Source organism: Algoriphagus faecimaris (assembly GCF_900101705.1).
GTDB lineage: Bacteria > Bacteroidota > Bacteroidia > Cytophagales > Cyclobacteriaceae > Algoriphagus > Algoriphagus faecimaris.
Genome location: NZ_FNAC01000009.1, coordinates 1 through 21,279, shown reverse-complemented (window position 1 = coordinate 21,279; position 21,279 = coordinate 1). Strand labels below are relative to the sequence as shown.

The following is a 21,279-nucleotide window of genomic DNA, read 5'->3' as shown; positions in this document are numbered from 1 at the left end:
CCTGATATTTTTATCAAATTTTTATTGGACCTGGCCGGAAAATCCTAAGACTCATTACCTTTGAAGTAGAGTTGAATCCAGGTTAACTCAAGGAAATTTTGAGTAAAGATTTGGTGGTTTTTGTGAAAAAGAATAACTTTGTGCCTCATTTGAAAAAGGTACTCCAAAAATACTAGTGATATGAAAGCTGATATTCATCCAAACTACAGAGACGTCGTATTTTATGACACATCTTCTGAGTTTAAATTTATGACCAAATCTACCATCGAAACCTCCGAGACAATCGAGTGGGAAGATGGCAAGCAATACCCTGTATACAAAATAGAAGTGAGCTCTGAGTCTCATCCTTTCTACACAGGTAAGAAAATGTTGCTCGATACAGCTGGTCGAGTGGAGAAATTCAACAGAAGATACAAGAAGTAATATTCCAGTACTTTCAGCGAAAAAGTCTTCCGGAGCATGGATTCCGGGAGACTTTTTTATTTTTGCCCTATGGAGCAGCTACTATTGTTTGACGATCCCTCTATCAGAGGCGCTTTATTGCCATTTACCTTTACCAGGCCTGTAGGAGACATTCGGGTGGGTATCTTGAAAATTTCCGAAAAGTGGGAATTAATCAGCGGAAAACCTGTTTCATTTTTGACTCAAGACTACCTACAAGATAGATTCCCGAGAAATAAAGGGGTTCACCTTGCGGTCAACGCTTCCCTGCTTCCGACTGGCGAAACGATTCTTTTTCTGAAAAAGCTGAAAAAAGACCAGTCCCTATACCACGGAAAGACCCTGATAGCAACCTATATCGGTGAGACGGAGAAAAACCTCAGCAAAGCATCCTCCAAAGAAATTGTACAAATCCCCAAAGAACCCCAACTTTTGCAAAACCCATGGGATATTTTCTCCCTAAACGGAGAGGAGATCATCAGTGACTTTGAGCGGATCACGGCTGGGCGGAAAAGTCAGACCCTCACAGACCCTTATACTCAAACCTATGGTCAGGATATTTTCATCGAAGAAGGAGCTGTCATCAAAGCAGCCGTATTAAATGCTGAAAATGGGCCGATTTATATAGGTAAAAATACAGAGATTCAGGAAGGAGCCTTGATACGAGGGCCCTTTGCGCTGTGTGAAGGGTCTACTGTAAATATGGGAGCAAAAATGCGGGGGGATATCACAGTAGGACCACAATCCAAAGTCGGGGGTGAAATCTCAAACTCTGTGTTTTTTGGCTACTCCAATAAAGGTCATGATGGATTCCTTGGAAACTCCGTCATCGGAGAATGGTGTAATCTAGGAGCAGATACCAATACTTCTAATTTGAAAAATAATTATGCTCCAGTAAAACTTTGGAGCTATGTCAAAGGAGGTTTTGTCTCCACAGGACTGCAATTTTGTGGGCTGATGATGGGAGACCACTCCAAATGCGGCATCAATACCATGTTTAATACCGGGACGGTAGTAGGTGTAGGAGCCAATATTTTTGGGGATGGGTTTCCTCGCAACTTTATTCCCTCATTTGCTTGGGGGGGAGCGGCTGGTTTTTCTACCTTTCAGTTCCCAAAATTTGAAGAGACAGCCAAAGTGGTCCTTTCTAGAAGAAAAATGGAATGGTCCCAATCGGAGTCTGAGCTTTACAAAAAAATCTTTGAATTGACGAAGAATTATCGAATCTGGGAAAAACACGCCTGATCCTCTGACACATGCAATTTGCCGAAATACCGGGTTTGCCCGAGACTAAAAAGCACCTGATCAATGCGGTGAAAAATAATCACCTGGCGCATGCTTTATTATTCCATGGGCCCGAGGGTTCCGCCAGTTTGACTATGGCCTTAGCCCTAACCACCTATCTGTATTGCCAAAATCCCGGAGAGGAAGATTCCTGTGGTACCTGCGCTCCTTGTCAGCGCATGGCCAAATTGGTAATGCCTGATTTGAATTTTGCTTTTCCCCTAGTCTCCAAGAATAAAGAAGATAAAAAAGAGGAAAAGGAAGATAAGGTAGATCATTTAGCGAATTTCCGAAAATTTGCTCTCGAGCAGCCCTATGGTAATGTTCATGACTACATCTATCATAATGGTTTTGAAAAAAAACAGCTTAATATTTCGGTAGGAGCTGCTCGTCAGATTATTCAGACGCTTTCCCTCGTTTCCTTCGAAGGAGGATATAAAATCATGATGATTTGGGGGGCGGAATTTCTTAATCAGCAAGCAGCAAATGCCCTGCTGAAGATTTTAGAAGAGCCTCAGCCTAAGACCATCTTCATACTGATCACCTCCCAGCCTGAGCAACTCTTGACTACCATTCTTTCACGTACCCAAAAGGTCATGATTCGGGCTTTCTCAGATCAAGAGGTTCGCGATTACCTGGTAAATGCCGGACTTTCTGATGATCAGACGGCCGAGCAAATTTCCATGATCGCTGACGGAGATCTCCGAGAGGCGGTACGTCTCGTCAATCAGATGGAAGATCAGCAAGTGGCTTGGATTAGAAAATGGTTTCGACTTTGCCATGGGAGAAATTTCAAGGACCTTTTTACGCTCTCTGATGCCTATCATAAATACGATAAGGAAGCTCAAAAATCTATTTTGCAGACAGGCATGAATGTTTTACGTGAGATTTTGCTTAGAAATGTATCCGTGGATACGCTTCTGCGGACTAAAGGAGAGGACCGAGAATTTATTAATAAAATCAGCGGTAAGATTCTTCAGGAAGACCATGTGCCTATTCTTTACGAACTCTTTAACAAAGCCCATTATCATTTGGAAAGGAATGGGAATGCAAAGTTGATTTTTACGGATTTATCAATGGAAATAGCCGTTTTAATGGCCAAGATAGATAGAAATGGATAAGAAAATCATAGGAAGAAAGGAACGTATTTCCCTTCCCGAACTAGGTCTAAAATTGATTTGGGCCAAAGTGGACACAGGGGCTTATACCAGTTCTGTACATGCCGAAAACATAAGAGAAGAGGTCCGAGAAGGAAAAAAAGTGCTGGTTTTCGAAGCTCTACTCCCAGGCCATAAAGGTTTTACCGGTAGGCAAGTGGTTTTTGAAAACTACAGAGAAAAGAAAGTAAAAAATTCTTTTGGACAAGCAGAAGTGCGTTATTTGATAGAAACAATCATGGAATTGGCGGGTGAGAAGTTTACCGCCGAAATCACATTAACCGATAGGTCTAGCATGAAAAATGCAATCCTATTAGGTAGGAAAATCCTCAGGAACCGATTTCTGGTGGATGTATCAGGAATCAATCTTGCCAAAGCATACCGTAAGTAAAATGAAAATAGCTATCCTTTCGAGGAACCCCAATTTATATTCTACCAAGAGATTGTATCAAGCCATTCAGGCTGCAGGTCACGAGGCCTTGATTGTCAATCATAGTGTCTGTGACTTGATCATCGAGCAGGAGGGTCCGTCCATCATTTATAAAGGTGAAAAGCTGACCAATGTCGATGCCATCATTCCTAGAGTAGGCGCCTCTGTCACCTTCTATGGCACTGCGGTGGTGAGGCAATTTGAATTGATGGGGACATTTTCTGCTGTCAACTCCCAGGCTATTGTCAGAAGTAGAGATAAGTTGAGAAGTCTTCAGATTCTATCAAAAGCAGGTCTTGGAATGCCTAAAACTGCATTCACCAATTTTTCTAAAGGTGGTGAAAAGCAATTAATAGAGCATGTAGGTGGAGCTCCGCTGATCATTAAGTTACTCGAGGGTACACAAGGACTGGGAGTTGTGTTGGCAGAAACTAAAAAAGCAGGGCAATCGGTAATTGAGGCTTTTCATGGATTGAGGGCCAGAATAATAGTACAGGAATTCATCAAAGAAGCCAAAGGGGCTGATATCCGTGCCTTCGTGGTCAATGGAAAAGTAGTCGGCGCCATGAAGCGTCAGGGAGCTGAGGGAGAGTTTCGCTCTAATCTTCATCGAGGTGGAAAAGCAACCATCATTAAATTAAGTCGAGCCGAGCGTCAGGCGGCATTAGGTGCAGCCAAGGCACTGGGACTGGACATCGCCGGTGTGGATATGCTGCAATCTGCTCGAGGCCCCTTAATTTTAGAGGTGAATAGTTCTCCTGGATTAGAGGGGATTGAGAAGGCTACAGGAATCGATATCGCGGCAGAAATTATCAAATTTATAGAAGAAGGAGTACAGAAGAAATCTCCAAAACGAGCTGCAGAACAATGAAAAAAATCAAGATTGGCACTAGAGGGAGTAAATTAGCGCTCTGGCAAGCTTATCATGTAGAGGCTTTGCTTGAAAAAGCAGGGATAGAGGCTGAAATCGTTATTATTGATACCAAGGGGGATCAAATTTTAGATGTTTCCATAGCTAAAATTGGGAGTAAAGGAGTATTTACCCAAGAACTGGAAGATCAGCTTTTGGATGGTCGGATTGATATTGCGGTGCATTCTGCAAAAGATATGCAGTCTAATCTTCCAGAGGGTTTTGAAATCATCGCCTTCACTGAGCGAGAAAAAGAGAATGACGTGATTCTTTCTCATAAAGGCACAATTGAGTTAGCGGATACAACGAAGCCACTTCTTTTAGGGACTTCTTCCACTAGGAGAGTAGCTACGCTTCGTCACTTTTATCCCCATGTCAAAACCGTAGAAGTCAGAGGAAATCTCCAAACTCGAATTAGAAAAATGGAAGAAGGGCTATGCGATGCCTTACTTTTAGCCTATGCCGGAGTTCATCGGATGGGTTATGATGAGATGATCGTCCAAGAGCTTTCTTTAGAGGAGTTTACTCCTGCCGTGGGACAAGGCTCGGTAGCAATAGAAGTAGCCTCTCAGATGGATAAAGACTTAAAGAAGGAATTGATCAAAGCCTTGAACCATGAAGAAACTTCGGTAAAGCTAAGAGCAGAGCGGGCTTACTTGAGAGTTTTGGAAGGAGGCTGTAGCATACCAGTATTTGCCTTGGGAAGGCTAGAAGAAAATATGCTCTGCTTGAAGGGAGGGATTGTAAGCTTGAATGGCAAAGAACGAATTTCCCTACAAGTTGATGGGGAGATCGACCAACCCGAACTCCTAGGACAGCGATTGGCCATGGAGGTATTTGCTGCTGGAGGAAAAGTAATTTTGGACGAGATAAAATCCACCTTAAATAAATGAAAATAGTCAATCAGATGTTAGCTGGTGCTTTTGCACTACTTTTCTTTGCCTGTGCCGGGCAAAAGGATCAATTGGTGAAAATTGACACCAAGCATGGGCAAATTGTAGCGGTGCTGTTTGATGACACCCCTGTGCACAAATCAAATTTCATTGATTTGGTAGAGTCAGGTCGTTTTGATTCCACTGAGTTTCATCGTGTGATCCCTGATTTTATGGTGCAGGGCGGAGATGTGTTTGGTAAGGAAGAGATGCCATCGGAGGAATGGCCCACTTTACCAGCAGAGATTTTGCCTCAGTTTTTTCATAAAAAGGGAATGATAGCCGCCGCACGTCAAGGAAACAATATCAATCCAGAACGAAGGTCCAGTGGTTCGCAGTTTTATATCGTGCTGGGAAAAGTGTATTCTGAACTCGAGCTGACCACTGATGTGCCCAAGCTTCAAGCGGCATTTATGCAATATGTACAGCTGGAAAGTCAAAAGGAATTAAGAGATACTTATTCTCGCCTTTATGAGGCTGGTGAGTACGATTCTCTAAACAGTTTTGTGCTTTCTAAGCGAGATGAGATAGAGCAATCGCTCAATATGAAACTTACCAAAGATATTTCTGATGAGCGAGTGGAGGCTTACACGTCTATTGGGGGTACGCCCCATTTGGATGATGAATACACGGTTTTTGGAGAAGTGATTCAGGGGCTAGAGGTGGCTGAACGTATTGCCCAAGAGCAGCGAGGTCCGAGAGACAAGCCTGTTAATCCAGTAGTCATGAAGGTGAGTGTTGAAAACATGGCCAAAAGCAAAATCGAAAAGCAATTTGGATATCAGTACCCTGATGGAAAATAAAAAAAAGATATTAATCACGGGAGCCAATGGACTACTTGGACAAAAAATCGTCCAGCAGTTGGTAAGAGAAGGCGAATATGAAGTAATCGCTACTGGAAGAGGAAGTTGCCGGTTGCCTGGAAAGGGATTCAAATACATTTCCCTAGACTTGGAGAATGCAGCTGCTGTTGAAAAGGTTTTACTCGAGGAGAGACCTCATACTCTGATTCATGGCGCTGCGATGACCAATGTAGATACCTGCGAACTCAATCAAGAGGCTTGCTACAGCGCAAATGTACTGGCAACTTCCTACTTGATAAAAGCCTCAGAATCCATTGGTGCTCATTTTATTTTTGTGTCAACGGATTTTATTTTCAAAGGAAATGAGGGGCCGCTTGATGAGGAGGCTTTACCCAATCCTGTCAACTACTACGGACAAACGAAGCTGGAAGCAGAAAAGCTAGTGATGGGTTCAAAACTTAAATGGGCGATTGCGAGGACTGTTTTGGTATTTGGAATAGCGCATGATCTAAGCAGAAGTAATATTGTGCTGTGGGTTAAAGAAAGCCTAGAGTCAGGGAAAGAAATTCAAGTGGTGGATGATCAGTTTCGTACGCCGACATTGGCGGAGGATTTGGCAGAAGGCTGTATTTTGATTGCCAAGAAGGGGGCAGAAGGAATCTTTAATATTTCAGGTCCTGATTTTTTAACACCCTATCAGATGGCTGTGATAACGGCAGAGTTTTTTGGCTTGGATCTATCCTTAATCAAAAAGACGGATTCATTTAAGTTTACCCAACCGGCAAAAAGACCATTAAAAACAGGTTTTAATATAGAAAAAGCACGAAAAGAGCTGGGTTTCGATCCCAAAACTTTCCGAACGGCAATTGGTATTTTGTCAAAACAAATTATCTTAGCCCGCTCTTAAAAAGCAGTTTATACCCTTTAATTAACTTTAGTATTATCTATGGCAGTAAGCGCAAACCCCGAAGAAAGAGGCCAATGGGGATCTAGTCTCGGCTTCATTATGGCTGCAGCAGGTTCTGCAGTCGGCTTGGGAAATATTTGGAGATTCCCTTATCTCACTGGAGAAAATGGAGGAGGTGCCTTTGTTTTCGTGTATTTGATCTGTGTGCTTTTGATTGGCCTCCCCTTGTTATTGAATGAAATAGCGCTAGGAAGAAAATCAGGCAAAAACCCCGTTGGGGCAGTTCGAGATACTGGAGGAAATAAGTTTTGGCAGATAGCCGGAGTGTTGTGTATTTTAGTTTGTTTTTGTGTGTTTAGCTACTATTCGGTAATTGCTGGTTGGACGCTAGGATACATTTTTACTGAGTTGATTAATATTCCAGTAGATTTTGAAGTTTTTGTTCAAACGCCACAATATATCATCCCTCTTACTTTTGCATTTATTTTATTGACAATTTTGATTGTCCTAGGGGGTATTTCTGGGGGTATAGAGAAGGCTGCTAAATTCTTGATGCCTATTTTATTCATCATCATTATCTTCATAGCCGGGCGTTCGGTTACTTTGGAAGGGGCTCAGGCAGGTATTGAATATTACCTTTCCCCGGATTTTTCAAAAATTAATACAAAAGTAGCATTAGCTGCTTTGGGCCAGGCTTTCTTCTCTATGTCAGTAGGATGGGGATTGATGATCACCTTTGGTTCTTATCTTCCTAAAAATGCCAACATTGTCCGTTCCTCGGGATTCATAGCCGGTATGGATACGATTGTAGCACTTTTGGGAGGTTTGATGGTGTTTCCTGCGCTATTTGCCCTTCTCCCTGGTAAAGACCCAGCAGGAGGTCCTGCTTTAGTTTTCGATGTGCTTCCAAAAGTTTTTGACGCTATGCCAGGCGGAAATTTTATAGGAGCCATGTTCTTTGTACTGTTGATGGTAGCGGCATTGACTTCCACTATTTCCATGCTTGAAGTGCCAGTTTCATATCTGATTGATGAGAAGAAATGGAAAAGAAAAAGAGCAACGTGGACGATTGGTTTGGCTGCTATGGCTCTCTCTGTACCTTCCACTCTTTCATTTATAGACGGCTCTGTTTTCAAAACTATTGAATTGTCAATGTTAGGGAATACTAAAGTAGGTTTCTTTGACATTATGGATTTTACATTCGGAACCTTTGCAGTGGTTATTATTTGCTTAATGCTATCATTATACACAGGATGGGGAAGTAAAATATCCGATTATGCTGATGAATTGGCTGAAGGGTCTCCTGCGTTTAAGGGAATTACCAGAAAAGCTTGGATATTCTTCATTAAATGGGTCTGTCCTATTGTCATTGGTTTGGTTGTTCTTGACCTTGTAGGGCTCTTTGGAGATCCTATGGAAGGAGGTTGATAGCCGAGTCTGATTAAAAAAAAGACCGTTCTGGATTTGGGGCGGTCTTTTTTTCTTTTTTACTAAAAAAGTCAACACTTTCATTCTGGGTAGATTTTGATCTTATTTTCATGATTAGTTAACTATTTTTCAGTCATTTACGTATATTTATATGTTTTTCAGATTTTCTAAACTGTTTTTGATACTATTATGAGAGTACTTGTAGTCGATGACAATGCCCTTCACTTATTGATTTTGCGGAAGATTTTTGAAAAATCCTCTGCTACGGTTGTTATTGCCAATAATGGAAAAGAGGCACTGGATGAATTGAAAAAGGATCCTGCTTTTCATGTGATCTTGACTGATATCATGATGCCGGAGATGGACGGGATTGAGCTTTTGAGTCAAGTGAAACAAGATACTTCAACCAATAAAATTCCGGTAATTGGTTTTACCGCAGGTGATGTAGATTACTATCGTCAGCATACTCCTGTGCCTTTTGATACTTTGGTGCCTAAGCCTATTGATTTTTGGGAATTGTATAATTTAGCAAAAGCAAAAGCCCATACTACCTTGAATTAATCTTTCTGGCAGTAGAATTGCTAAATTTTATCGAAGTAGCTTCGTTATAGTAATTCAACTTTAAAAATTTACTGCCATGAGAAAGACAATTCTTTTAATTACACTTTTGACCTTGGCTTACGCTAGTCAAGCACAAAAATTTGGAATAGGCCCTAAAGTAGGCTTAAGTCAAACAGAACTTGATTTTAAAAATAACAGTGTAGAATCGGGGAGTGGGGAGTTTGGGTACCACGTTGGGTTGTTTGCTCGAATCGATGCCGGAGGCTTTTTTGTTCAGCCTGAGTTGCTTTATACACAGACTTCGGGGTCATTTACCTTTTCAGGAGCCAATCCGGATGAAGGTACTCGATTTGATGCTAATTTTAACCGACTAGACATCCCTGTGATGCTAGGATTTAAGATGTTTAAGCTTTTGAGAATTCAGGCCGGACCGATTGCCAGTATTGATATTAATTCTACCCTCGATGATCCGGTGGGCGAGGTAAGTGATGTAGATTTTAATCAAGCGACAATAGGCTACCAAGCGGGGATTGGACTTGATATAGGGAACTTGATTATAGATGCCAAGTATGAAGGTGGCTTGAGTAAGGTAACTGAAAATGTTCGGTCATTCTCTACCGATAATCGCATCAATCAGTGGATCTTATCGGTTGGTTTTAGAATCTTTTAAGCGACGGAAATACAAAAAGCCCGACTCTTGGAGTCGGGCTTTAATTTTGAGATTAAATACTTTTGATTAATCCATTACTTTTTGATTTGGCTTTGCCAATTCATGGATTGGCTCAAGCTCTATGATATAAACACTTCGTCCATGCGTACCAATGACCAAGTCATTTTCTCGCTCTTGGATGACCATGTCATAGATAGCTACGTTGGGTAATTCTCCTTGGAAAAGATTCCAAGTATTTCCCCCATCCATTGTGACGTAAAGTCCATGATCGGTGCCTAGATATAGGATACTAGGGTTGCTGTGATCTTCTAGAATGATATTCGTGGATTCTTCAGGTAAGTTTGCTTTGATGGACTTCCAGCTTTTACCATAATCAAGACTCATGTAGACGTAGGTTTTAAAATCGTCATTTCTGTAGCCATTTAAAGTGACGTATACAAGCCCTTCTTGATGTTTGGAAGGAGCAATTGAACTCACCCATCGATTTTGGGGTAAACCTTCATTTAATGATTCCCAGTTGCCTCCATTGTTTCTGGTGATCCAGACGTTTCCATCGTCCGATCCTGCATATAAAGTTCCGAACTCAAACGGAGATTCTTCAACCACCGTCAAAGTTGCGAAAGGAACATTTCCACTTTTTTCATTTTTGGTCAAGTCTGGAGAAATAGTCCTCCAAGTACTTCCCTGATCCAGGCTTTGGTACACGTACTGCGAACCCATGTAAATAATGTCCTGATTGTGATGGCTCAGCCGGGCAGGCGTACGCCAATTCCAGCGATTGGGATCATTTCCTATTTCATGACCAGGAGTGATTCTTCTTCGATCTCCTGAGGCCTTATCGATACGGAAATAGTTGCCAAACTGAAAGCCCGTGTATACAATGTCATTGTCTCTCGTATCGACAGCTACCACCATTCCATCACCGCCCATGAGAGACTCCCATCGATCAGCAGGATCATTTTTGGAGCTACCAAACCAGACCCCATTATCCTGCATGCCTCCATAGACATGGTAAGGCGTGGCATCATCAGTCATGATAGAGTAAAATTGGGAGATAGGCATCTGTGTATTCAAGTGATCCCAACGAGCGCCTCCGCCATAGCTGCGGTATAGGCCACCATCATTTCCGAGGAGAATGTGTTTGCCATCTTTTGGATTGATCCACATGGATTGATGGTCGGAGTGTGGTCTGCCGATGGAGTCGGTACGCGTGAAGTTTTTGCCCCCATCTCGCGAGACCAAAAGCGGAACTCCTAAAACGAATACTTCATCTTCATTTTCGGTACCGACCCGGACTTCACCAAAATAATAGCCATAGGTATTGTATAATCTGCTTAAGTCTGATTCTGATACTTTTTTCCAGGATTTTCCAGCGTCCTCAGAGCGAAAGACTTCCGCTCCTATGATAGAGGTATTAGTCAGTGCGGCGTTGGCGTCATTCGCATCCTTATTGTAATCTGCAATCTGTAAAGTAGTGATTTTACCGGTACGAAGCTGACGTTTGATTTCTTCGGCAGTGTAGTGACTTGCAAATTGATTTCTTCGCAAGAAAGTATTCAGCCTTTTTTCCTCTAAGCCTAAAGCGTCCCCAATCGACATGGACTTAAAATCTTCAAAAGTCAAAGGATTTTCCTCTTCTTGCCCTCTTCTTCTTGGTTGCTGAGGTTCCTTATCTGATGGGCCTTGATTGTCGTGAAGGGCATAAACTACATTGGGATTGCTTTGTGCAAAATCGAAACCTATCCGGCCTACAAATTCATTTTGAGGGAATCCTTCTACAGCTTTTTTCCAAGATTTCCCACCATCCTCTGATCTCCAAATGGCAGAACCTTTTCCGTTTCCGATAAAATCGTGAGCTTGGCGGAATCGCTCCCACGAGGCAGCTAGGAGAATGTCAGGGTTTTTCGGATGAATTTTGATATCGATGATTCCTGTATTGTCATCGATGTAAAGTACCTTCTTCCAAGAAGCTCCTCCGTCGGTGGTCATGTAAAGGCCTCGTTCCTTATTTTGAGAATAGAGTCCGCCCATCGCTCCAACCCAAACGATTTCAGGATTGGTAGGGTGAATTTGGATTTGGCCGATATGCTGAGTATGGGGTAAACCCATGAATTGCCAAGTTTCTCCGGCGTCAGTGGATTTGTATACACCTGATCCTGCATAAGTGGATCGACTGGAGTTATTTTCTCCTGTCCCCACCCAAAGGATATTGTTGTCCGAGGGAGATAAGGCCATATCACCAATGCCTAAAGCACTCTGATGATCAAAAATTGGGGTGAATGACTGTCCATTATCCTCTGTCTTCCATACCCCACCTGATGCGGCAGCAATGTAAAAGGTGTTTGGATTTTGGGCTACTTCAAGGTCTACGATACGACCTGACATATTGGTGGGGCCGATATTCCTCGCTTTGAAGTCTTTGAGTGGGGTGGAGGCGTAGAGTTGCCGATGTTTTTCGACCGCTTCCACCAGTTCTTTTTCAGTGGTGGGTTTGATTTGCTGAGCGGAAGCTGTACTCATCAAGAGCATTCCCGCAGCAGCCAAAATCAGGTAGGTAGATGATTTTTTCATATCGATTAATTTGATCACGATGGAATATAAGCATAAGCGGGCAAAACCGAATTGGAATTGCCCGCAAGTGGAAGGGGAAGTAGATAAATGGTATTTATTGTCTGACTAGCTTGGTCTTATAGATGACTGAATAGTCATTTTCAGCCTCAGAAAAATTAAGCGAAAACCAGATCTCGTCCTTGGATATGTACTTGGTTAAGTTCCCAATAATCTCCGGTTTGTCGATGATAGGGCTGAGTTGGGAGCCATCAAAAAGCACAAAGCCTCCTTCGTTGAATTTTTCTGCGATTTCAAAAATCTTACTGAAATTCCCGCCAGTTTCTGAGTTTGCTTTTTGGAATTCTTCTTCGCTTAAACCAGACAAATAATCAATTAAAAAATCCCGATCTTCTGTGTAGTGAATCCCATTGATGGTGCCTACAAAAAGATCTCTTATATTAAATGAATCCGATACTTTATCGCTTTTAGGTTCATTTTCTATAAAATTTTTAAAGGGGATTGTTTTTACAGATGGAGCTTGTCCTAGGTCATTTATTGGGTAGCCAAAAATTTTCGGCTCGTTTCTGAATATCAAAAAAAGGCTATCTTTTGTCACCGTTAATTGCCGAAAATAAAGAAGGTCAAAATAGGCTTTTTCAGTGCTGCTGAATTTTGATGATTTAGGAAATTTGATTGCTGGTTCAAATTTACCTGTTGTCAAATCTAAAACTTCAACTTGTCGAGCATTTTGCTGAAAATCAGTGCCACCAGCTCCCCACTCATCGATATCTCTACCAGAAATATTTGCATAAATTTGGTTTCCTTGAACCTTAATATTATCTCCGTTTGGTATTTGTAAGGTAGAGTAGACCGAAAAACCCAATTCATATTTCTCTTGTAATTCTCCCGTGTTTGTAAATCGAAAAAAAGAAGATCCTGTAGATAAAATAAATTCCTGATTTGAGATATACTTGGCAAGCCCCCATCGAGAATCTTTGTACAATCCAGGTCCTTCTCCTTTCAAAAATAGTTTTTCCTGAATTTCACCTTCTGGATTCGTTACAAAAATGGTGTCTGTATTTTGATCGATCATCAGGTAATTTTCCCCATCAGGACTGATGTCCATCAATAGTAAATTTCCCAAATAATCCACGACCAAAGAATCGTAGATCTCGAACTTTAAAGCTTGTTCGCTAAGTGGTGCAGCCGATCTAGCTTCTTCCTTATCGCCTGAGCAGGATACTAGGAAAAGTATAAAACCGATAAGGTAGAATCGAGATACTTTTTTCATTTGGATAGTATTTTAGTTTTATAAAAAATTGAATAGTCTTTTTCCACTTCTTGAAAATCAAGCGAAAACCAGATTTTATCTTTGGAAATGAATTTCCCCATAAAGCCAAGATTGGGATGTTCTTCGATTATTCTAGAAACGGAGCTTCCATCATAAAGTACCCAGCCAGTGGTATTTTTCTTTCTTAACTCTTCAAAAAGTTTTGAGTTGTCATCTGAAAATTCTGAACTGATCTGCTCAAATTCTTCATCAGTCAAACCTCTGGCGTAGTTTGCCAAGAATTGATTATTGTCCAATGCGAATACTTGATTCAAAGATCCTGTATAGACATCCTTCATTTCATACTGCCCAAATTTATCTGCGTCCTTTGGCTCTTTTTCAATGAACTCGGGAAATGAGATTTTATAAATCGATGCTGGACTGTCTAAATCCGAAAGGTGATAGGAGTAAATAACTGGTTCATTTCGAAATGCCACGTATAAACTGTCATCTTTTTTTGAAAGTGCTAAAGCGTAATTGATATTAAGGTGGCTTTTCTCAGCGCTGCTAAATTTAGAAGCTTTTGGAAAAGGGAGTGCAGGAGTAAAATCTCCAGAGATAAGATTCGCAACTTCCAGTTTTTTAACTTTCTGTTGGAATTCCCTTCCTTCCACGCCATACTCATCGGCTATTCTTCCCTCAAAAGGGAAAATAATTTGCTCCTCTTGAATGATCAAATTATTCTTGAATAGATTGATTAGTGAAACTCTAATATCGAAATCCGGAGAATAGGTTTTTACAGGTTCACCTGACAAAGAATAAACATGAAAACCATCATAGGCAGGAAAGATGATTTCAGAATCAGTTAAAAATTGAGGAGGGCCTAATCTTGTCTGCTGATAGTAGCCTGGTCCATCCCCTTTTCGTGTGTATTTGTGTAGGATTTTACCCTCATCATTGGTGACAAATATTGTATCGGTCTGCTGATCAATCAAAAGAAACTTCTTTTCATCTTCGGAAATGTCTGCCAAAAATAAATTCCCTAAATAATCTACCACGAGCGAGTCATAGATTTCAAAATTAAAATGCTGTTCGCTTAGTGGTGCTAATGGCTTTTCGGTTTTGCCACAGCTAGCTAGCACAGCTAAAAGGATTGAAAAAAGGATGAGTTTGGTTTTCATTTACGCTTTAATTGGAGTTTATAAAAGGTCAAGAATTCTTTTTCTTCGCCTAGATATTCGTCATTCCGGAGGGCGTAAAAGGGCTTTTCGGGAGACTCAATGTTTAAAATAAAATCGATCTTGGCAGGAATAGTCAGTTCGTTTGAAAGTCCTTCTTCCTCATTGTAGATCCGTAAAAAGCTTTTTCTGAATTCAGGGTATCGGTAATAGTTTTCGGGTTTATTCAATTCAAACTGGGTAAAAATATCCTCGGGTATTCCACTTTGATAATTAATAACTACTCCTGCTTTTGAAGCATATATACCTTCTATTTCTGCTTCATACATAGTATTCCCTGATACATATCCAACCGGTTCTTTTTGACCCGGGATAAGGTGGAAAACCGAAGGGTCAAAATTGATACTTCTCACCCATTTTCCACTATCCGCTAAGGAGTAAATATGAATAAGCTCCTCATTAGAAAGTGCAAAATATAAAGTGTCATCTGAAATGGAAAACTGAACATTGGGTCGGTCAAAGAATAATTCTGAATTAAATTTTGAAGTTTCTGGGATTCGGATCATAGCTGTGGAATTTTGACTTTCAGGGTCAAATAGCTCTAAAATGGGGTGATCTCTAAAAAAGTGATTAATGTATGGGCTGATTCCATCTCTACCTGGATACCAGAGTAAAAGTTTATCCTGCCAAAAACTAATATTCTTCGCATTTCTTCTCCCACCTCTGGATTCGGAGATAAAAGGCATTTCTAAGTTTTCGATCAAATTCAAATTTTTGTCAAAGTGATGGATTTTCTGACCGTAGGTGGAAGCATATAATTCATCTTTTTCAGAAATTACTAGACTTGAAAACCAATCCACAGCGCCAGGCCCCTCCTTAGGATAGGTTTTTTGAGTCACAACTCCTCCCGTGGTATCAAACTTCACCAAAGAATTACTTGAAATATCTCTTAGATAACCATGCCCATTTTTAAAAGTTGCATCCCAAATATTCCCCATGTAATCCACCTGAATCGAATCTAAAATCTCCAACTCCCATTCATTACTTAGGCTTTCATCGCTTTCTGACTCCCCACTATCATCCTTGCATCCAAAAAATAAAATTGAACAAAGAAAAAACGTAATTGTAAATCTCATATTCCCTCCAGTTTGTATTTATAAAATCGTACAAAGTCTTCTTCCTCCTCCTCGGAAGGAGCTTTTTGAAACCAAAGGAAATTTCCGCCCGCTGATAGTCCCCCTTCATCTACTCCTAGTGGAAAAGGTAGATTTGCTAGAAATTTTTGGGTTTCAGGATCAAAAATCAACAAACCTTTGGAAGCTTCTCGCTCCAGTTTTTCAAATAACAACTCTGCTTCTTCTTCATTTCCAGACATCCAAAGCTGCTCGGCTTCTTCCGTGGCGGCAGGATCCAACCCGCCAAAGTAATGAATGACCAATAGATCATTAATTCGATGGATATTTCGGATGGCGGGCGTGCTTCCATTAAGTGAAACTGTCCCTTCTTGGAATTCGCTCCGTTCTGTGAGGACTAATTCCTGAAACCCCGGTATATCCATGAGGATAGTCGTATCTCGCTTAAATTCATTTTCAGAAAACTGATAAATATGTAGCTTTGGATCTGCTCCCAAACTAATATAAAGCCGCTCATCTACCCATTCAAAAGCCGGGGTGTAGTCACTTACGATGTAGCCATAACCGTTTTTGAACAAACTCCCTTCCTCAAAAGGAATGATCTCCTGGGATTCTCCGGATGCTACATCGACCCATTCCAGTGCTCTGAATCGGTCGTAAAATGCTTGCTCACCCGGATAAGTGTCCCTACCTCTGACAGATTTTGGTAATAAATAATCCTTCCCATTCCAGCGGACAGTTTCGATCGATTTCCCAGCAATCGGCATGAAGGCCGCTCCTCCTACAGACTCCGGATGATCGATTTTTTTCACCAGATCTCCCTCAAGGTTGTAAATGAATACTCCTCGCATCCCAGCTAAAGCTACCTGATTATTCCCTAAGAAACCGGGCAATTCCATCATAAAACCATAGGCATCGGGAGTATCTTCTTTCTTTGAAAATCTCCCTAAAAGCTGGCCATCTTGATCGATGGATATAATTTCGCTGGATGCATAATCGTAAAATAGAATGTGAGAACCCTCTTCGCTTACATCAGAAAGAATGGGGTCACCCAGTATCTGGTAATCTACAGAATCCACTTTCTGAAGGATAAGATTTGTCTCAGAAGATGAGTTTCCGAGGCTTTGATTAGCTTCATTAGACTTTTCATTTCCGCAGGAAAATAGGATGACCAATAAAAAGCTGTAAAAAGAATGCTTCATAAGGATAGATTTAGATTAATTATTTGTCATCTGATGATTCAACAAATTCGCATTTTGAATTTCTTGATCCAAAGTGCGCACGTAGTTTTTTGCTTTTTTTAACCCGTACTGGGTGTAGGCTTTGCCAGCCCAATCCTTGGCTAAGTCTAGGCTTCCCAGTAATTCATACCCTACAGCAATATTGTAAAGAAGCATTCCCCCGGTTTTTTGATCAGCCTCAGGTATCGCAGATTCCCATGTTTCGATGGCTTGCTCCCATTGGTCCACCTCGGCATAGCGAGCCCCTTCGGCCACAGCTGGATGGGTCTTCGATTTGGGAAAAAAGCCTCTGTCGATATTGACATACATAGGAGCAATTTTAGCAGCATAACCAGCGCCTGCCAATTCTCCCACTATTCGGGTTGCATCTGCTTTGGCGATGAGTAGAGCCAAAGCTTGGGTTTTGGTTTCCGCTTCAGCGGACCAGGTATTGGTTTTTTGGAAGCGCTGTTGATCTATGATGTTTTTTCCGATAGGGTCATAAAGTCGAAATCCTGCAGAAACATCTGCCAAACCTTCCATATAAACTCCTTTTACTTCTACAGTACGGGCTTCTTTTCCTTCTCCTACGGTCTTTTTAATCATCTGAACCCGGTCAGTGGTGACGAAATCAGAATTGAAGTTTTCTAAAACCAAAACAGCATCTGCTTGGTATTCTTGACATATTCTCTCCACAGTATACCAGTCTAGGGGGCTTGGAAAAATTTGCCCAAACATACCACCCGTTAGGCGTTGATTGGCTCGAACTACCTCATATCTTGGGCTGGTATTTAGGGTTTGCTGAAGGGAAGAAAGTGTCGCCTCTATAGCGTTGCGTACTTCAAAAGGGAGCTCACCAGTAATTAACCCTTCTATGACGCTTACCATTTCATTTTGAGGTTTGGTTCGATCCAGGATGACTATTTTTTGAATTTCCGAGGGTACAGTCACCGCAGCGGGCATCAACCGGGTCATGGTTACATTTTTAGAGCAGGCTACTGTGAGAGATAGTATTCCAAAAAGGAAAAGAGATTTTAATAAATGATTCTTCATAGTGTGGATTTAGACAGGAAAAATACTACGAAATAAAAAAACCGCGGTTCGATTTCCGCGGTTTTTTTGAACAATTTACCCGATAATATTTCCTTCTTCATCCCATTGGACGACTTTTGCCCGGTCTTCCGGTTTGAGGTATAAGTCTGCGTATTGGCTTGGATTGGCCAAGCCATGCTTATCTAATACTTCTTGAGGGATTCCATCCCAGACATTGGGTCTGTTGCCTTGATATCCCATGTATTTCCAGCCGGCTTCGGTTGTGAAGTATCCTGTGCAGGTAAGGTTTCTGAGTAAATTAAACCATTTGACTCCCCCTTCGTAGGCGGGTTCGGCTTTGTCTGGCCAGGCTACTAATTCCACGATTTCGATGACTTGGTCTTTGGAAAGATCATTGAATGGTTTGCCAAACTTCTCATCCGCTTCAAAGTCTAGCCACATCAATCCACCCCGCATGGGAGTCTGATAGCTAGGCTGGTCCACCATCATAAAATCGATAAAATCAGTCACCTTGAGCTCGGTTGCAGCCGGAGATTCCCCATCGGCTGGCATAATGATATTCGCCAAGGTGTCCAGTTTTTTTCGCTCCTCATCGGTAAAAAAGCTTTCCGAAAGGAGCTTGGCATCTCTGATTTTCTCTTCCTCGGTACGGCCACCTTTTGTGCCTCCATCAAAGACTTGACCGGTCACTATTTGCTCCTCAGGTTCACAACCAGTGAGTAGTAAACCTGCTCCAATTGAGCCAGTGAATAGCAGTTTGAGGTTTTCTCTTCTGTTCATGGCTTAAATGTTTTTTTGTTTCAATTGATCTACGATGTAATCTGATGTTCTCCAAGATAAGGCCAAAATGGTCCATGTAGGATTTTTGTCTGCTTGAGATACAAATGGTCCTGCATCTACCACGAAAAGATTGTCACAGTCGTGAGCTTGGCAGTTGGAATTGACCACGGAGGATTTGGGGTCCTTTCCCATCCGGGTGGTACCTACTTCGTGGATAATTCGGCCTGGAGCAGCTAGACCATATTTGGACTCGGGCCCAGGCTTGCTTCCAAGTAGAATAGCTCCGGCATTGGTCAGGATCTCCTCGAAAGTATCCTGCATGTGCTTGGCCTGCTTGATTTCCTGATCGCTCCAGTTGTAATTAAAGCGAAGCACCGGTATTCCATATTTATCGACGACATTGGGGTCGATCTCGCAATAATTTTCATGGCGAGGAATACTTTCTCCTCGACCAGACATCCCCAGTGTAGAGCCGTAAATTCTCCGAATGTCTTTTTTCAAGCCTTCGCCATAGCCTCCATTAGGACTAGGGGTGCCAAATTCATCTTTGATGTATTTCCGCATGCTATCCATACTCATTCCTGTGCCGTATGCAGGCTGACCCATTCCCCCCCAATATTCGATATGATAGCCTCGGGCAAAGTCCAGCTTTTTGTTGTCCAACCACCAAGGCGTGTACATATGCATTCCGCCTACACCGTCTTCATTGTATCGCTCCCGATCGATTAGATCTGGCATGATTCCCATCCGGTCGGCTCCGGTAGAATCATGTAGATATCTTCCTAGTGCGTCTGAATCTCCGCCAATTCCATTGGGGTGGGACTTTGATTTGGAATTCATCATGATTCGTGCAGACTCACATGCCGAGGCCCCTAAGACGACAACTCTTGACCGGAGTTTATATTCCTTCATATCCACTTTTGAGACAAAAGATACACCCGTGGCTTTCCCTTTATCGTCGGTAGTAACTTTGCGCACCATAGAATGTGTGAAAAGGTCCACTTTCCCTTTTTTCATTGCAGGATGTACGAGGCAAGTACCCGCTGAGAAATCTGCATAGGCTTGACAGGCTCGATTACATTGATTACAGAAAAAGCAGACGCCACGCTCGTTGTTGATCGGTCTAGTCAGCATTGAAAGGCGGGAGGGGATCATCGGAATGGCTGCCTTATCTGCCCCTTTTTTGATAAAAAGTTCATGAAGTCGAGGCTTCGGAGGAGGAAGGAAGAAACCGTCGGGTTCGTTATAAATACCTTCTTTGGTTCCAAATACACCGATTAATTTGTCTACTCGGTCATAGTAAGGCTTCAAATCATCGTAGCCAATAGGCCAGTCGTCTCCCATGCCATCTATACTTGCCCGTTTGAAATCATTAGGGCCAAAGCGCAGTGAAATTCTGCCCCAGTGATTGGTTCGTCCACCCACCATTCTAGACCTAAACCAGTCAAATTGAGTCCCATTCTTTCGGGTGTAAGGTTCACCTTCGATATCCCACCCCCCAATCGCAGCATCAAAATCCCCAAAGGGGCGTATTCTGGTGCCTGCGCCTCTTCTAGGGGATTCCCAAGGTGGTCTTAACTGGGTTCTATCTTCTTCTTTGGCAGGATCGAAATCCCCACCTGCTTCAACCACAGCCACAGAAAGACCTGCTTCTGAAAGCACTTTTGAGGCCATTCCACCTCCTGCTCCTGAGCCTACGATGATGACGTCATAGCTATCAGGAGTTTCTTTGATTTGAAAGCTCATTTTTTAAAAATTTTAATGAAGTCGAAAATATAACACGGTTTTTTTAAATTAAGGAATCTTTGTAATTCATCTTAATTTTTTTTGTTTTTGAAAATGTGACTCAATGGGATCAGGTTTAGACTTTCTTTAAGTGATAGTTTTAGGGTGGTTCTGTTTGTAAAGGAGAGAAAAGCAATATTAATGGAGACATACTCTGACGTCTTAGAGGAATTACTAACTTTTTAAATATGAAAATCAGCCTATATACAACGGTCCATTTCTCTTTGTTATCCAATTATCATTAATTTGAGAGCTTCATCCGCTATCATCTAAGGCTTTCCCTTCATAAGCTTACTTTTTACTTGATTTAGGGGGGAATCAATTCCATTGATTAATTCTAGTTTTTACCAAAGAGAGTTAAATCCAAAAATTAACTGTTTTTCAAAATATTCTCTCCAAAAAACTTTTTGTTTTTCCACTAATAAATAGAATATGGCTCTAGATGATTTATAGTGGGTAACTGGAAACTGATTTAGGGAAAGTATCTATTTTAGTTTCATGAACAGCAATCAGATTTTTGAGATGGCCCTAGGTCTAGAGAAGCCATGGCATGTAAAGGAGATAATAATGACAAAGCCTGAGGCTGGGCACCACGGCCAGATCGATATATATCTTGACTTCGAGAAGGGTTTTAAATTCCCGAACGGGAAGACCCATGATACGGTCGAAAGGACCTGGCAGCATCTCAATTTTTTCCAACATAAATGTTTCCTTCATGCACGGGTTCCCAGAGTACAAACAGCTGATGGCAAGACCGAAACTGTAAAAGTCCCCTGGGCAAGGCCCG

At 41.7% G+C, this 21,279-nt stretch carries 20 protein-coding genes; 12 read left to right on the top strand and 8 right to left on the bottom strand.

The annotated features are described in order from the left end of the window. The first annotated feature begins 180 nt into the window (after positions 1-180). The 11 genes from BLQ57_RS06300 (at position 181) to BLQ57_RS06250 (ending at position 9,523) form a co-directional block, all read left to right on the top strand. Positions 181-423, top strand: coding sequence for a type B 50S ribosomal protein L31 (locus BLQ57_RS06300; RefSeq protein ID WP_087938486.1), 243 nt, complete (start codon positions 181-183; stop codon positions 421-423). A gap of 69 nt (positions 424-492) precedes the next feature. Continuing rightward, a complete protein-coding gene (locus BLQ57_RS06295) occupies positions 493-1,686 on the top strand; it encodes a GlmU family protein (RefSeq protein ID WP_087938576.1) in 1,194 nt (397 codons plus the stop codon). An 11-nt stretch (positions 1,687-1,697) separates the two neighbouring features. Continuing rightward, complete coding sequence (locus BLQ57_RS06290) at positions 1,698-2,846, top strand: DNA polymerase III subunit (RefSeq protein ID WP_087938485.1); 1,149 nt, start codon at positions 1,698-1,700, stop codon at positions 2,844-2,846. After that, a complete protein-coding gene (locus tag BLQ57_RS06285) occupies positions 2,839-3,273 on the top strand; it encodes an ATP-dependent zinc protease family protein (RefSeq protein WP_087938484.1) in 435 nt (144 codons plus the stop codon). Before BLQ57_RS06290 ends, BLQ57_RS06285 begins: the two co-directional genes overlap by 8 nt. Before the next feature lies 1 nt (position 3,274). Continuing rightward, a complete protein-coding gene (gene rimK / locus BLQ57_RS06280; protein WP_087938483.1) occupies positions 3,275-4,183 on the top strand; it encodes a 30S ribosomal protein S6--L-glutamate ligase in 909 nt (302 codons plus the stop codon). Further along, on the top strand, positions 4,180-5,115 hold the full coding sequence (hemC, locus tag BLQ57_RS06275; protein ID WP_087938482.1) for a hydroxymethylbilane synthase: 936 nt from the start codon (positions 4,180-4,182) through the stop codon (positions 5,113-5,115). The genes rimK and hemC overlap by 4 nt, the downstream gene beginning before the upstream one ends. After that, positions 5,112-5,957: a peptidylprolyl isomerase gene (locus BLQ57_RS06270; protein ID WP_087938481.1), complete on the top strand. Its 846-nt coding sequence runs from the start codon at positions 5,112-5,114 to the stop codon at positions 5,955-5,957. Before hemC ends, BLQ57_RS06270 begins: the two co-directional genes overlap by 4 nt. Next, positions 5,947-6,864, top strand: a complete 918-nt coding sequence (locus BLQ57_RS06265) for an SDR family oxidoreductase (RefSeq protein ID WP_087938480.1) — start codon at positions 5,947-5,949, stop codon at positions 6,862-6,864. Before BLQ57_RS06270 ends, BLQ57_RS06265 begins: the two co-directional genes overlap by 11 nt. A gap of 39 nt (positions 6,865-6,903) precedes the next feature. Continuing rightward, complete coding sequence (locus BLQ57_RS06260; protein ID WP_087938479.1) at positions 6,904-8,292, top strand: sodium-dependent transporter; 1,389 nt, start codon at positions 6,904-6,906, stop codon at positions 8,290-8,292. Between the two features lie 189 nt (positions 8,293-8,481). Next, a complete protein-coding gene (locus tag BLQ57_RS06255; protein WP_087938478.1) occupies positions 8,482-8,853 on the top strand; it encodes a response regulator in 372 nt (123 codons plus the stop codon). A 76-nt stretch (positions 8,854-8,929) separates the two neighbouring features. After that, on the top strand, positions 8,930-9,523 hold the full coding sequence (locus BLQ57_RS06250; protein ID WP_087938477.1) for a porin family protein: 594 nt from the start codon (positions 8,930-8,932) through the stop codon (positions 9,521-9,523). Between the two features lie 66 nt (positions 9,524-9,589). On the opposite strand, the gene BLQ57_RS06245 is transcribed toward BLQ57_RS06250, so the two are convergent. From BLQ57_RS06245 to BLQ57_RS06210, 8 genes are all read right to left on the bottom strand, one after another. Continuing rightward, positions 9,590-12,094 (bottom strand): WD40/YVTN/BNR-like repeat-containing protein, encoded by a 2,505-nt coding sequence (locus tag BLQ57_RS06245; RefSeq protein WP_087938575.1) that lies wholly within the window; start codon positions 12,092-12,094, stop codon positions 9,590-9,592. A 94-nt stretch (positions 12,095-12,188) separates the two neighbouring features. Beyond that, positions 12,189-13,364: a hypothetical protein gene (locus BLQ57_RS06240; RefSeq protein ID WP_087938476.1), complete on the bottom strand. Its 1,176-nt coding sequence runs from the start codon at positions 13,362-13,364 to the stop codon at positions 12,189-12,191. Beyond that, a complete protein-coding gene (locus BLQ57_RS06235) occupies positions 13,361-14,524 on the bottom strand; it encodes a hypothetical protein (RefSeq protein WP_087938475.1) in 1,164 nt (387 codons plus the stop codon). Before BLQ57_RS06235 ends, BLQ57_RS06240 begins: the two co-directional genes overlap by 4 nt. Further along, the gene (locus tag BLQ57_RS06230; RefSeq protein ID WP_087938474.1) at positions 14,521-15,657 is read right to left on the bottom strand and encodes an NHL repeat-containing protein; all 1,137 of its coding nucleotides are present in this window, start codon (positions 15,655-15,657) and stop codon (positions 14,521-14,523) included. The genes BLQ57_RS06235 and BLQ57_RS06230 overlap by 4 nt, the downstream gene beginning before the upstream one ends. Continuing rightward, positions 15,654-16,856 (bottom strand): DUF4221 family protein, encoded by a 1,203-nt coding sequence (locus BLQ57_RS06225; RefSeq protein ID WP_087938473.1) that lies wholly within the window; start codon positions 16,854-16,856, stop codon positions 15,654-15,656. The genes BLQ57_RS06230 and BLQ57_RS06225 overlap by 4 nt, the downstream gene beginning before the upstream one ends. A gap of 15 nt (positions 16,857-16,871) precedes the next feature. After that, a complete protein-coding gene (locus BLQ57_RS06220; RefSeq protein WP_240507756.1) occupies positions 16,872-17,927 on the bottom strand; it encodes a DUF6340 family protein in 1,056 nt (351 codons plus the stop codon). Positions 17,928-18,002: 75 nt separating this feature from the next. Then, positions 18,003-18,707, bottom strand: a complete 705-nt coding sequence (locus tag BLQ57_RS06215) for a gluconate 2-dehydrogenase subunit 3 family protein (protein ID WP_087938472.1) — start codon at positions 18,705-18,707, stop codon at positions 18,003-18,005. A 3-nt stretch (positions 18,708-18,710) separates the two neighbouring features. Further along, complete coding sequence (locus tag BLQ57_RS06210; RefSeq protein WP_087938471.1) at positions 18,711-20,453, bottom strand: GMC family oxidoreductase; 1,743 nt, start codon at positions 20,451-20,453, stop codon at positions 18,711-18,713. A gap of 537 nt (positions 20,454-20,990) precedes the next feature. Here BLQ57_RS06210 and BLQ57_RS06205 point away from each other — a divergent pair. Further along, a partial coding sequence (locus BLQ57_RS06205; RefSeq protein WP_175444650.1) for a transposase family protein occupies positions 20,991-21,279 on the top strand: 289 nt, incomplete at its 3' end.

What these genes read in the sequence shown, in the direction of transcription:
- BLQ57_RS06300 (WP_087938486.1), top strand. Translation starts at nt 181, where the DNA reads ATGAAAGCTGATATTCATCCAAACTACAGAGACGTCGTATTTTATGAC.
- BLQ57_RS06295 (WP_087938576.1), top strand. Translation starts at nt 493, where the DNA reads ATGGAGCAGCTACTATTGTTTGACGATCCCTCTATCAGAGGCGCTTTA.
- BLQ57_RS06290 (WP_087938485.1), top strand. Translation starts at nt 1,698, where the DNA reads ATGCAATTTGCCGAAATACCGGGTTTGCCCGAGACTAAAAAGCACCTG.
- BLQ57_RS06285 (WP_087938484.1), top strand. Translation starts at nt 2,839, where the DNA reads ATGGATAAGAAAATCATAGGAAGAAAGGAACGTATTTCCCTTCCCGAA.
- rimK (WP_087938483.1), top strand. Translation starts at nt 3,275, where the DNA reads ATGAAAATAGCTATCCTTTCGAGGAACCCCAATTTATATTCTACCAAG.
- hemC (WP_087938482.1), top strand. Translation starts at nt 4,180, where the DNA reads ATGAAAAAAATCAAGATTGGCACTAGAGGGAGTAAATTAGCGCTCTGG.
- BLQ57_RS06270 (WP_087938481.1), top strand. Translation starts at nt 5,112, where the DNA reads ATGAAAATAGTCAATCAGATGTTAGCTGGTGCTTTTGCACTACTTTTC.
- BLQ57_RS06265 (WP_087938480.1), top strand. Translation starts at nt 5,947, where the DNA reads ATGGAAAATAAAAAAAAGATATTAATCACGGGAGCCAATGGACTACTT.
- BLQ57_RS06260 (WP_087938479.1), top strand. Translation starts at nt 6,904, where the DNA reads ATGGCAGTAAGCGCAAACCCCGAAGAAAGAGGCCAATGGGGATCTAGT.
- BLQ57_RS06255 (WP_087938478.1), top strand. Translation starts at nt 8,482, where the DNA reads ATGAGAGTACTTGTAGTCGATGACAATGCCCTTCACTTATTGATTTTG.
- BLQ57_RS06250 (WP_087938477.1), top strand. Translation starts at nt 8,930, where the DNA reads ATGAGAAAGACAATTCTTTTAATTACACTTTTGACCTTGGCTTACGCT.
- BLQ57_RS06245 (WP_087938575.1), bottom strand. Translation starts at nt 12,094, where the DNA reads ATGAAAAAATCATCTACCTACCTGATTTTGGCTGCTGCGGGAATGCTC.
- BLQ57_RS06240 (WP_087938476.1), bottom strand. Translation starts at nt 13,364, where the DNA reads ATGAAAAAAGTATCTCGATTCTACCTTATCGGTTTTATACTTTTCCTA.
- BLQ57_RS06235 (WP_087938475.1), bottom strand. Translation starts at nt 14,524, where the DNA reads ATGAAAACCAAACTCATCCTTTTTTCAATCCTTTTAGCTGTGCTAGCT.
- BLQ57_RS06230 (WP_087938474.1), bottom strand. Translation starts at nt 15,657, where the DNA reads ATGAGATTTACAATTACGTTTTTTCTTTGTTCAATTTTATTTTTTGGA.
- BLQ57_RS06225 (WP_087938473.1), bottom strand. Translation starts at nt 16,856, where the DNA reads ATGAAGCATTCTTTTTACAGCTTTTTATTGGTCATCCTATTTTCCTGC.
- BLQ57_RS06220 (WP_240507756.1), bottom strand. Translation starts at nt 17,927, where the DNA reads ATGAAGAATCATTTATTAAAATCTCTTTTCCTTTTTGGAATACTATCT.
- BLQ57_RS06215 (WP_087938472.1), bottom strand. Translation starts at nt 18,707, where the DNA reads ATGAACAGAAGAGAAAACCTCAAACTGCTATTCACTGGCTCAATTGGA.
- BLQ57_RS06210 (WP_087938471.1), bottom strand. Translation starts at nt 20,453, where the DNA reads ATGAGCTTTCAAATCAAAGAAACTCCTGATAGCTATGACGTCATCATC.